We start from the raw sequence: 11,657 nt of genomic DNA, 5'->3' as shown, positions 1-11,657 counted from the left end.
TCTAAGTCAAATTCGGTGGAAATGAGCTCTCACTGAGTTAACGGGCCATCAATATTCCATTTGCGAATGCTAAATAGTGAAAGGGCTTTACTAAGTAGAAGCCAGTAAGCATGCGGCTTGTAGCGTGATTATAGATACTTTCACCGGAAATAAAGAACCATGAGAAATCTATTTACACTAATCTTTAGCCTTACGCTAATTACAGTTTTTGGTCAGGTAGTTATTCCTGTCGGACAGGGTTTACCGGGCCAATCCAATCAAAGTACATCGGATCAAAATTACGCCTATTTCGAATCCTATGAATGGCAAACTCAGGAAACCAAAGTTCATCGTTGGGATGGTTTAGCCTGGTCGAGTTTGCCAGCAATTAATAAGCAGGTACTTGCTATGAAATCTCATCAAGGGCAATTATATGTTGCGGTATATGAATCGATGATAAATGGTACCAGTTTGATGACTTTTAACAATAATAGCTGGCAACAAGTTGGACCTTCATTGGATGGAGTTATCAGTGATATGGACGTATTTAATGGCAACATTGTACTGGCAGGTGGTTTTAACTATAATAGCCCTTTCCATGGTGTGGTGAGTTGGGATGGATCTAGTTTTAGCCAGTTGGGAGACCTAACTTATGCAGACTCAATTTATGATATAAATATTATCAATAATGAATTGTGGGCCGTGGGAGACTTTGATGTACAATGGTCCAGCGATACATCAAAGGTGATACGATTAAACAGTCAACAAAACATTTTTGAATACCCAGCTACAAAAAGAGAGGCGACTCAGCAGTTTAGCTATTGGACTCAAGCCGTATTTTCTGTAAACAACAAAGTATATATTAAGAATCCTTACGGAATATGTGAAGTTCGTAATGATTCGGTGATTTTAATTGCACCTTCAAACTCATATGTTTTCGATTATGCCGAGACAGGAAATGAGGTTTATTTGATCGATGGAGGTCTAAAAGTGTTTGATGGAACTTCAGTATTAAACCTATCAAATGTTCCTACTCAGAATCGCACGGTCCAATACTTCAAATCAAATTTATACGTGTCTTTCTCGAACACATCTTGGAATAACTGGACCTATAATTACATTTATATGTTACCTATTCAGTTGGCTTCTGTGGTGCAAGGGTCCTTCTTTTATGATGCCAACTCCAACTGTACTTTAGATGCCAGTGAAAACATGAATCTAATTGGTGCATTTGAACTAAGCTTGGGTTCTTACACCATTACCGTTTCTTCAACCAATAATTTTCACCTGATTTTACCACCAGGAACCTATACAGTAAGTAATGTTAGAGCCCTTGGCCAAAACACCAAATACATTCAACCGAGCACTACTTGCAATACAAATTTGAACTTTACCGTGGGTCTGGGGCAAAGCCATCAATTAGATCTTCCCTTTGAGCATAATTCAGTCAATGACATGAGTGTTAGACTTTGGAATTTCAGAGGATGGAGGGTTCGTCAAGGGTTTACGGAAAGAATGGCCCTGACTATTGAAAACCCGGGATTAAATCAACCAGGCCCCATTGATGTCGAGTATGTTGTACCTCAAGGAGTTCAATTCGTAAGTTCAAGCCCGGCTCCCAGCTCTGTTTCAGGTAATGTATATACCTATACTTTCCCGAGTCTGGCCACTTTTGCGAGCAGTTCGGTTTACATCGATTTTAAGCCAACGATTGGAACAGGTAATGATGTGTGTTTTGAAGCCCGTATAGTGAATCCAGCTAGTGATGACTATATGGTGGATAATGCGGATACCATTTGCCCTACCGTGGTAGCAGCCTATGATCCTAATGATAAAACAGCCAGTGTAGAGCGCGCCTTACCAGGTTTAGACCGAATAGATTACCATGTTCGTTTCCAAAACACCGGTACAGATACCGCTTATAAAGTAGTGGTAGTAGACACTTTGGAATCTTATTTTGATCCGGCTACCATTAAATTATTAGGCGCTAGTCATAATTATACCTTTAAAATTGTTGATGACAGCATTCTGGTGTGGACATTTGACAACATCCTTTTACCCGATTCAACTACCAATCTCTTGGGTAGCCAAGGTTACTTTATGTTCAGCATTGGTGTGGATGCCACCTTACCGCTAGGTTCAATTATTGATAATGATGCCGAAATCTATTTCGATTATCAAGCGCCGGTACATACCAATCATGCCCAGACCTTAATTACTCAGTTTATTGGTCTGGCTGATAACTTGGAACCTAGTATGAAGCTCTATCCCAACCCAGTCCAAAATGAACTTCAATTAGAATGGGAAGGTAGCGTGCAAAATATCCGATTGTTTAATAGTAGTGGGCAGAGTCTAAGATCCTGGACCCCAAACACTGGTCAGGAAAACATGACTATTGACTTATCAGAGTTTACCAATGGTTTGTACATTTTGGAAATCGGCAGTTCACGCTTTAGAGTATTAAAGCTGAACTAGTCTAAACAATATTGTTGTTTACGTCAAGCCGGGACTTTGCTCAGGGGAGCAGGGTTCCGGTTTTTATTCGATGATACTTTGGAGTCGGCAGCTTAATTTTTAGAATCCTTCGATGACGCATTCAGCTTAGGCAAGACTGTTTAAGATGTATACTTTTATTAAAACCTTAAGAATGCTTCGATACCTGTTTATACTATTTTTAGCAACCACAAAGCTGTGGTGTCAACAAGCGGTTCCAACCGGAGCTGCTCTTGCTAGAATCTCCCTTCATCTTGCGGCAGATAGCAGCACTTTTTATGCCTTATCAAACGTAAATAATAGCCCTTTATCGGATTATGTTATTTGGAAAGGCGATCAAAATGGCTGGCAAACTATTCCTGCGAATCATCTTAAAAATCAAGCCTTGATGGTCCTTGATAGTTCAGATATCTATTTCGCGGAAACAAGTGGTGGACCTCAATTACTGAAAATGAAAACCACTTTGAGCCGCTATCGAAATGGGAGCTGGACGGTTTTAGACTCTATAAATGGTGTCCCGAGGTTTTTTGGTTTTTTTGATGGTAAGCCTTACCTGGCTGGTTTGCTACATGATAGCCTTCGGCAAGTTTATAATGTGGTGTATTACGAGAACGGAGCTTTGCATCAAGCGGGAAACTTAAATAGCTTGGATACGATTTATGGACTGCATGAGTTTAATGGTGATTTATGGGCTTGTGGAAATTTAAACAACACCTGGTCTTCAAATACGGCTGGAATTATTCGGCTTAATTCGTCGAACAATACTTGGGACTATCCAATTAGGCAGAATCTTGCTTATTCGATTACAGATCGATATCACGGGCCTTTTTATTCAGACTTATTTCAACTGGGAAATCAGTTATTTATACGCAAAGGGCTGGACCTTTTTAGAATCCAAAATGATAGTTTAGTTTATATCGTGAGCCTACCGCCTTATCAAGGATATGGAACGACTATTGAGGTTCCAACCATTTTGAAGTCTAAAGCCTATTTTTCAAGAGGGGAACGAATTGCGGAGTTTGATGGCAATGGCATTAGGCTTATTAATCCAGGAATTAATGATTATTCCGTGATAAACCTTCGAGCGAATAAAGATCAGTTGTTTGGAACTTATAATGGACTTGATACCATAAATGGAATTTCCTTTAATAAGTGTTTTTACCTAAATCCAACTAATACAATCGGCCAGCATAAGTATCAGCAAAACTCAGGGCTAAGCCTTTATCCCAACCCGGTTCACAATGAGCTTCAATTAGAATGGGAAGGCAGCGTGCAAAATATCCGATTGTTTAATAGTAGTGGGCAGAGTCTAAGATCCTGGACCCCAAATACTGGTCAAGAAAACCTGACCATTGACTTATCAGAGTTTACCAATGGTCTGTACATTTTGGAAGTTGGCAGATCACGCTTTAGAGTATTAAAGCTGAACTAGCCTAAACAATACTGTTGTTTACGTCAAGCCGGGACTTTGCTCAAGGGAGCAGGGTCCCGGTTTTTGTTTTGATATAGAGGAAATTAGGATATCAAGGGCTTTTAGTTTAAAAAATAAACAACCTGATTTTCAGACAATAAGCGTAAATTTGAAAAAATATCAGCCCTCAAAGCAACCTGAGGGAGCACAATCAGTGTCAGTTTATTGAAGCCTCCAAAGAAATGGGAATAGTTCGCAACCTACCAAGCAACGAAAAGAGACTCGTGAAGCAGTGCCTTCGCGGGAATCATGAGGCGCAGCGCGAATTATATGAACGTTACGGTTCAGAAATGCTGGCTGTTTGCCGACGCTACACCCAAAATTTGGAAGATGCCGAAGAAGTTCTTTCCAATGGTTTTATCAAAATCTTCAGTCGCCTGGATCAATACCGTGGCGAAGGAGCATTAGGAGCCTGGATTCGTCGCATTATGGTGCGCGAGGCCTTAAACTTCATCCGCTATCAAAAGAATCTTTTTGTGGAGGTAGAAGAGGAGCGCCGCCCGGAATTTGGGCACAGCAGTGTTAAAGATCACTACGATGCCGAGCACCTTATGTTGATGATTAATGAACTACCCACCGGATACAGAACGGTTTTTAACCTCTTCGCCATAGAGGGTTATAACCATAAGGAGATAGGCGAAATGCTGGATATCTCCGAAAATACCAGCAAGAGTCAATTGAGTAAAGCTCGCCGACAATTGCAACAGAAACTGAGTGAATACGAATTACTAGCAAAAAATAACTGATATGAGTTCCAAGCATCCCATCGACTCGCTTTTTGAGAAGGAGCTCAAGGAGCATCAAATAAAGCCTTCAGATAAGGTTTGGGAAAAGGTGGCCGCTTCTCAGCAAGCTGCTAAGCCCAAGCGTGAAGGTTGGCTGATGTTGCGCGCAGCAGCAGTAGCCTTGCTGATCGGAATTTCTTCTTTGATCTATTACAATCGCAATGCCAGTGACCTGGACCTAAACAATATTGGCGATGTCGATCAAAGCTGGGTAGCTGGTCCTGAAACCACTCCCAATACCAAGAATGATGAACCTAAGTCATCGGTGAAAACTGAAGACCCAAAAAAAGAAGAGCCTAAGGCTAAAACCAATCAAAAAACTCCCGCCAAAAAGCCTAAGAAAACCGGCGCTCGGGTGATTCCGGTATTGCAGCAAACTATTTCGGAGCCCATTTTAGCCTTTAATGATTTGGGAGATGTTGAAGCAGACCTACCTCTGGAGGTCGCGGAAGAAATTAATGATCCTGAAGTATATAAAGTGCGGGTTCAATTACCGAAGTTGAATGGCGCTACCTACAGCACAGAAAAGAAATCCAAAGATTTGGGCGAGCGCATGTGGGCTTATGCCTCCGATCAATATGAAAGAGTTAAGTCTGGAGAATCAATTGAGCTCCCTAAAGCGGAGAATGCGAAAATTGAAATTCCCCTTCCCGATTTTATTAACCGTCGATTTAATAAATAAGCTGTGATGAAGTACCTAGTATCTCTGCTGCTGATTTGCGGCCTAAGCTTTCAGGCTTCAGCCCAATCGGAAGAGCGTAAGCAGGAATTGACTGAAAAACTGCAAAAGGAATTAAAAACCCTAAGTGAAACTGTTGCCGAATTAAGTCGGCTTATGGCCAAAGATCTGGATGATTCTTTGGAAGATGACAGTGTTCAGGTGCATATTGAGCGCTCCAAAAAAGCGCTTCGTGAAAGTGCCGCTAAAATAAAACGCTACAGTGAAGAGCTTAGTGATGATTATGAACTGTCGGACGAACAAAAAGAACTCTTGAATAAAAGTGCCAAAGCCTTTGGTCAGAGTATGCGCGATTTTAGTGAGGCCATGTCCTTAATCGCTCGCGACCTCAGTAAGATGATCGAGGAAAAAATGAATGAATCTGAGAACCAACCATCGAAATGAATACTTCCAATTTTAAAACAAACATAAAAATGAAAAAGTCTGTATTAACCGCCTTACTTATTGCCTTCGGCTTTGGTTTGGCTGCGCAAAGCGATACCACCGCCAAGCGTAAAATCGAGCTTCAAATAGAAGAGAACACCCTGAGTTGGGACGCCAATAAGGATATGAATCAAAGTGACCTGGCCAGCATGATTGGCTTTGCCACTCAGCAAGTAGCCAAGCTTCAGGCAAACCATGAGCGCATTTTGAAAAAAATTGATGCTCAAGAAAAAGCCGGTAAACTCAGTGAAGAGGAAGCGGATGTGTTACGTGATAAAGCTGAAGAAAGCTTTGAGCAAAGCATGGAAAACTTCGAAGTCATCATGGAAAATTGGAGTGAATCTTATGCCGAGCGCATGGAAGCCTGGGCCGATCGCTATGAAGAAAGCATGGAAGCATGGAGTACAGAATTGGAGCGCGATATGGAAAGCGATTCTTTAGGAATGGCAAAAGCGCCTTTGATGCCTCCAATGCCCCCTATGCCTCCAATGACAGGAATGGAACAAGACTCTGGTAAGAAGAAGATTATCATCTCTAAGGAAGGTGTAATTATCGGTGATCAAGAATTTGAAATCGATACCGATGAGGATGATGAAGACTTTGATGCCAGTGATTTCTTTGACCTGAGCGAGCGTAAAAAGTCGAAAACCATTGAGCGTACTGAAGATTACTTTGACATTGCTTTCGGTTTTAACCAGCAATTAGAGGATGGTCAGTACTTAGTAGAAAACGTGGCCGGTGAATTGGAGTTCTGGAAGTCTACTTCCTTTAATATGGGAATTGGCTACAAAACTCGTCTGGGAAGTCCTTACAGCAAATTCTATTTCAAATATGGCCTCGACTTCTCTTGGCATAACTTCCGCTTAAAAGGTTCTGAAGTATTAATGGTAGATACCAGCGGTTCTTCCTTTGCCAATATCGGTACCAACAATGTGTACGAAAAGAATAAGTACCACATCGCTTATTTCAATATCCCAGTAATGTTCCAGTTGGATTTAAGTGAAGCTGGCGACCGTGATGATTCCTGGACCTTTGGTGTAGGTGGTTATGGAGGCGTGCGTCTCTTAGCTAAACGCGAGTTGGAATACAGCACTACTGTTTACCGTCGCGTAGAGGAGAAAGCCTACGATGATTTCTTCACCAATCAATTCCGTTATGGATTGATGGCCCAAGTGGGTTACGGATCCTTTAAGGTAACCGCATCTTACGATTTAAATGAGTTCTTCCAAGCCAATAAAGGTCCGGCCAGCTATAATATGCTGAACGTAACTTTAGGTTATACACTCTAAAAATACATTTGCCCAATTCGTGTGCTGGGCAAAAACCAAAGCGATCCATGGAGGGGATCGCTTTTTTTGTTTTCAGACGTACTTTTAAGCCATGATTTGGTCCACTAAGAACTGGGAGGAACTTACTACCCGAGAGCTTTTTGAAGCCTATAAATTACGTACGGATGTGTTTGTGGTAGAGCAAGGCTGCCCTTATCCGGAGGTAGATGAGCACGATCTAAAATCCCGACATCTTTTTGCCTGGGAAGGGGCAGAGCTCATTGCCTACGCCCGTATTTGTCCACCCAATACGGTTTATCCAGAAGCCAGTTTAGGCCGAATCGTATTGGCTAAAGAAAATCGCAATAAAGGGATTGGCCGTGAACTGGTAAGCAGGGCTTTGGCCGACTTAAAAAAGCAATGGCCCGATGCCCCCGTAAAAATACAGGCCCAACAATACCTGGAAAGCTTTTATGCTTCCTTTGGTTTTGAAACCATAGGAGAATCCTATCCAGACGTGATGGTAATGCACGTGGATATGAAACTAAAAGAGGATTAAAGGAATTTAATCGTCGAAGCTAACGACTACCTTTTCGGTGCGAGGGTGACTTTGGCAAGTAAGTACATAGCCGTCTTCCACCTCGTCATCTTCCAGGGCGTAGTTCATTTCCATTTCCACTTCGCCTTCAATCACTTTGGCTCGGCAGGTACAGCACACCGCTCCTTTACAGGCATAAGGAACATCGGCACCAGCGTCTAGTGCGGCATCCAGGATGCAATCGCCATCACTGTTAAGGTCGAAATGAGTTTCATCACCATCCAGAATCACCGTGATTTTAGAATCCAGCTTAGCACCATTTTGCTGACTGCTAACCTTGGTTTTTCCGGCCAGGCTTTGGGCTGGAGTATTAAAGAGTTCATAGTGGATGCGGCTCTTATCAGCTCCCAAGCTTTGCAGCTCTTCACTAACCCCATTAATCATGGCTTCGGGGCCACAAAGGAAATAGCCATCCACTTCAGAAATATCAAAAAAGCGCTCGGCAAAGACTTTACATTTTAAAGCGTCGATACGTCCTTTCAAATAATCGGTACCTTGATCTTCACGGCTCAATACATGATGCACCTCAAGGCGGTTCATATATTGGTTTTTCAGGGCTTCAATTTGCTCCTTGAAAATCACAGACTTCGCCGACTTATTCCCATAAAACAGGGTGAAAGTAGACTCGGGCTCATTTTCCAATACGGATTTCAGGATGCTGTAAACCGGGGTAATTCCGGATCCGGCGGCGAAACCCACATAATTGTGCTTTTCTCGAGGATCAATATTGGCGGTGAAATTTCCTTCCGGAGTCATCACCCGCATTGGGGTGCCTACAGTTAATTTCTGGTTGGCCCAGGTACTGAATTTACCACCTTCTACTTCCTTAATAGCAACACGCAATTCGCCATCAAAAGGACTGGAGCATAAGGAGTAGGAACGGCGAACAGCTTCGCCATCAATCTGGGCTTCAAGGGTAAGATATTGGCCAGGCTTAAAGTGGTAAGCCTCACTTAACTCTGCAGGAACCTCGAATGCTACGGAAACGCAATCGGGAGTTTCCCTACATATATCTAATACGGTTAAATCGTGTAAGGTAGGTCGGCTGTGTTTTTTCTCATTGCTAAATAAAGAGGAAGGAGCCTTTTTGACCTTTTTGAAAAAGTTGAGCATAGAATCTATCTATTTTGGCAAAAGTACGTTCTAATGCTCTTTGGAACAATTCCAAATCAGCTTAGTTTTAAGTATAGATGCTATCTTTGTAACCCTCTCAAAAAAGACGATTATGACCAAAGAAATGAATTTGGAGGAACGCTTTCAGGCCTATGTTGACGGAGAGAACAAGGTGGAGCCGAAAGATTGGATGCCGGAAAAGTACCGGAAGACCCTAATTCGACAGATTTCACAGCATGCGCATTCGGAAGTAGTCGGAATGTTGCCAGAGGCCAACTGGATTACCCGCGCACCATCCTTGCGCCGTAAAGTGGCTTTATTGGCCAAAGTGCAAGATGAAGCAGGTCACGGATTATACCTCTACAGTGCTGCCGAAACCTTAGGAGCCGATCGTATGGATATGGTCGATGATCTTTTAAGCGGAAAGGCTAAGTACTCCAGTATATTTAATTATCCCACTCCAACCTGGGCCGATATTGGTGCCATTGGTTGGTTGGTAGACGGAGCGGCCATTGCTAATCAGGTAATGTTATGCCGTACCTCTTACGGTCCTTATAGCCGCGCTATGGTGCGGATTTGCAAGGAGGAAAGTTTCCACCAACGTCAGGGATATGAAATCTTAATGACTTTGGCTCAAGGTACGCCAGAGCAGAAGCAAATGGCTCAAGATGCCTTAAATCGCTGGTGGTGGCCATCCTTAATGATGTTTGGGCCTACTGATGACAATTCTCCGAACTCTGCGCAATCCATGAAGTGGAAGATTAAGCGCAAGAGTAATGATGAGTTGCGTCAGGAGTTTATTGATAAAACTATTCCACAGGCAGAGTATTTAGGACTTACCGTCCCCGATCCGGATTTAAAATGGAATGAGGAGCGCGGTCATTATGATTTCGGCACGATTGACTGGGAAGAATTTTACCAGGTGATCAAAGGAAATGGTAAATGCAATAAGCAGCGTTTGCGTGCTCGCCAGGAAGCTCATGCCAAGGGCGAATGGGTTCGCGAAGCCGCCAATGCCTATGCCGAAAAGCAAGCGGCGCGCAAAGCCAAAGAAGGTAGCGCGGCCTAAGCCATTATAAAAAAGACCAAACCGGCCATCTCGGCCCAAGTACATAGCTATGAGTAGCAAAGACAATTGGAAAATTTGGGAGATTTTTATTCGCTCCCGAAACGGATTGAGCCACAAGCATGTGGGTAGTTTACATGCTCCTGATGCCGAAATGGCCATTAAAAACGCTCGCGATGTGTATACACGTCGTAGCGAAGGAGTAAGCATTTGGGTAGTACCCTCCGAAGCGATTACCGCCTCTTCACCCGATGAAGCGGAACCATTATTCACCCCGTCGGACGACAAAGTTTATCGTCATCCAACTTTTTATGAAATTCCGGATGAGGTAGGTCATATGTAGACCCCTGATCTTGCAAAATCAAGCATCTTGAAAGCACAATTATTAGAATATACCCTCCGTTTAGGCGACAATGCTTTAATTCTGGGACAGCGTTTGGGTGAGTGGTGCGGACATGGTCCCATCCTTGAGCAAGATATTGCCCTTTCCAATATTGCCTTGGATCAATTGGGGCAGGCTCGCATGTTGATGCAATATGCAGCAGAACAAAAAGGAAGCGATTATACCGAAGATAAGGTGGCCTTTCTTCGTCCCGAAACCGAATACCATAACTGTTTATTGGTAGAGCTCGAAAATGGAGATTGGGGCCGAACAATTGTGCGTCAATTTTTATTTGATACCTACAATTACTTTTTCTATTCAGCCCTTTTGAATAGTACAGATAATCGCTTGAAGGAAATTGCTCACAAAGCGATTAAGGAAATTACCTATCATGCCCAATGGAGTGCAGAATGGGTGATTCGCTTGGGCGATGGCACCGAAAAAAGTCACCAACGCGTACAAACATCCCTAAATGATCTTTGGGAGTGGACCGGCGAATTATTTAGCATGGATGCCGTTGATGAGGCATTGCTAGCCGAAGGTATTGCTGTAAATCTTGCTGAAATTAAAGTGCAGTGGGATCAAAAAGTAAATGAAATTCTCAGCCTTGCCACATTGGAAAGACCAGAAGACGGCTGGATGCAAAGTGGCGGAAAACAAGGGGAGCATAGCGAGTATTTAGGCTATGTATTAGCGGTAATGCAACATCTTCCCCGCATGTATCCCGAAGCCACCTGGTAGAATTAGATCTGTTCCACTCCATTGGAAGTCAGGCTGCAGAGAAATTTGTTTGTGTATTCTTGCGCAATCATTTAAAAGTGAGATAAAGAGGGACGAGCCATGACAGAAGCGATTTGGAAGATTCTCAAAAACGTTGCGGATCCCGAGATTCCCGTACTAACCGTAGTGGATATGGGGGTGGTTCGGGAGGTCGAAATTCAAGACCAAAAGATTGTCGTTAGTATTACGCCAACTTATTCTGGCTGTCCGGCCATGAATGAAATCGAGAGCAATATTCGCTGGGCCTTGGAAGAAGCCGGTTACAATGAGGTGGAAATCAAAACTTTACTATCTCCTCCTTGGACTACTGATTGGATGACGGATGAAGGCAAGGCCAAGCTTCAGGAATATGGCATTGCCCCTCCGGAAGGTAGTTCAGCCGACAAATCCGTATTATTTGGAGAGGCTAAAAAAGTAATGTGCCCGCGCTGTAAATCGCGCAATACAACAATGGTTTCTCAGTTTGGATCAACCGCCTGCAAGGCACTTTATAAGTGTGAAGACTGTAAAGAACCCTTCGACTACTTTAAGTGTTTGTAAATTAATTAGCTGGCTCAGAT

At 43.0% G+C, this 11,657-nt stretch carries 12 protein-coding genes; 11 read left to right on the top strand and 1 reads right to left on the bottom strand.

Annotated elements, in window-relative coordinates; translation table 11 throughout:
• Positions 1 to 159 precede the first annotated feature (159 nt).
• From ACO05P_RS12495 to ACO05P_RS12465, 7 genes are all read left to right on the top strand, one after another.
• Positions 160 to 2,454, top strand: a complete 2,295-nt coding sequence (locus ACO05P_RS12495) for a DUF7619 domain-containing protein (protein WP_421751312.1) — start codon at positions 160 to 162, stop codon at positions 2,452 to 2,454.
• A 172-nt stretch (positions 2,455 to 2,626) separates the two neighbouring features.
• A complete protein-coding gene (locus tag ACO05P_RS12490) occupies positions 2,627 to 3,904 on the top strand; it encodes a T9SS type A sorting domain-containing protein (protein ID WP_421751311.1) in 1,278 nt (425 codons plus the stop codon).
• A 263-nt stretch (positions 3,905 to 4,167) separates the two neighbouring features.
• Complete coding sequence (locus ACO05P_RS12485) at positions 4,168 to 4,689, top strand: RNA polymerase sigma factor (RefSeq protein ID WP_421751309.1); 522 nt, start codon at positions 4,168 to 4,170, stop codon at positions 4,687 to 4,689.
• 1 nt (position 4,690) lies between these two features.
• Positions 4,691 to 5,410 carry a hypothetical protein gene (locus ACO05P_RS12480; protein ID WP_421751307.1) on the top strand — a complete coding sequence of 240 codons (720 nt, stop codon included), beginning with the start codon at positions 4,691 to 4,693 and terminating at the stop codon, positions 5,408 to 5,410.
• Positions 5,411 to 5,416: 6 nt separating this feature from the next.
• Positions 5,417 to 5,851: a hypothetical protein gene (locus ACO05P_RS12475; RefSeq protein WP_421751305.1), complete on the top strand. Its 435-nt coding sequence runs from the start codon at positions 5,417 to 5,419 to the stop codon at positions 5,849 to 5,851.
• A gap of 29 nt (positions 5,852 to 5,880) precedes the next feature.
• Positions 5,881 to 7,179 (top strand): outer membrane beta-barrel protein, encoded by a 1,299-nt coding sequence (locus ACO05P_RS12470; RefSeq protein WP_421751303.1) that lies wholly within the window; start codon positions 5,881 to 5,883, stop codon positions 7,177 to 7,179.
• A 91-nt stretch (positions 7,180 to 7,270) separates the two neighbouring features.
• Positions 7,271 to 7,717 carry a GNAT family N-acetyltransferase gene (locus tag ACO05P_RS12465; protein ID WP_421751301.1) on the top strand — a complete coding sequence of 149 codons (447 nt, stop codon included), beginning with the start codon at positions 7,271 to 7,273 and terminating at the stop codon, positions 7,715 to 7,717.
• A 6-nt stretch (positions 7,718 to 7,723) separates the two neighbouring features.
• On the opposite strand, the gene paaE is transcribed toward ACO05P_RS12465, so the two are convergent.
• Entirely contained in the window at positions 7,724 to 8,869 is a 1,146-nt protein-coding gene (paaE, locus tag ACO05P_RS12460; RefSeq protein ID WP_421751299.1) for a 1,2-phenylacetyl-CoA epoxidase subunit PaaE, read from the bottom strand.
• A gap of 112 nt (positions 8,870 to 8,981) precedes the next feature.
• On the opposite strand from paaE, the gene paaA reads away from it, so the two are divergent.
• The 4 genes from paaA to paaD all read left to right on the top strand — a co-directional run bounded on the left by paaA (position 8,982) and on the right by paaD (position 11,637).
• Positions 8,982 to 9,938, top strand: coding sequence for a 1,2-phenylacetyl-CoA epoxidase subunit PaaA (paaA, locus tag ACO05P_RS12455; RefSeq protein ID WP_421751297.1), 957 nt, complete (start codon positions 8,982 to 8,984; stop codon positions 9,936 to 9,938).
• A 49-nt stretch (positions 9,939 to 9,987) separates the two neighbouring features.
• Positions 9,988 to 10,278 carry a 1,2-phenylacetyl-CoA epoxidase subunit PaaB gene (gene paaB / locus ACO05P_RS12450; RefSeq protein WP_210760321.1) on the top strand — a complete coding sequence of 97 codons (291 nt, stop codon included), beginning with the start codon at positions 9,988 to 9,990 and terminating at the stop codon, positions 10,276 to 10,278.
• Positions 10,279 to 10,305: 27 nt separating this feature from the next.
• Positions 10,306 to 11,058, top strand: coding sequence for a 1,2-phenylacetyl-CoA epoxidase subunit PaaC (gene paaC, locus ACO05P_RS12445; RefSeq protein WP_421751295.1), 753 nt, complete (start codon positions 10,306 to 10,308; stop codon positions 11,056 to 11,058).
• A gap of 99 nt (positions 11,059 to 11,157) precedes the next feature.
• On the top strand, positions 11,158 to 11,637 hold the full coding sequence (gene paaD / locus ACO05P_RS12440) for a 1,2-phenylacetyl-CoA epoxidase subunit PaaD (protein ID WP_421751293.1): 480 nt from the start codon (positions 11,158 to 11,160) through the stop codon (positions 11,635 to 11,637).
• The last annotated feature ends 20 nt before the right edge of the window (positions 11,638 to 11,657 follow it).

This window comes from Croceimicrobium sp., assembly GCF_965228705.1.
Taxonomy (GTDB): Bacteria; Bacteroidota; Bacteroidia; order Flavobacteriales; family Schleiferiaceae; genus Croceimicrobium.
This window is presented reverse-complemented; position numbering and strand designations above follow the sequence as displayed.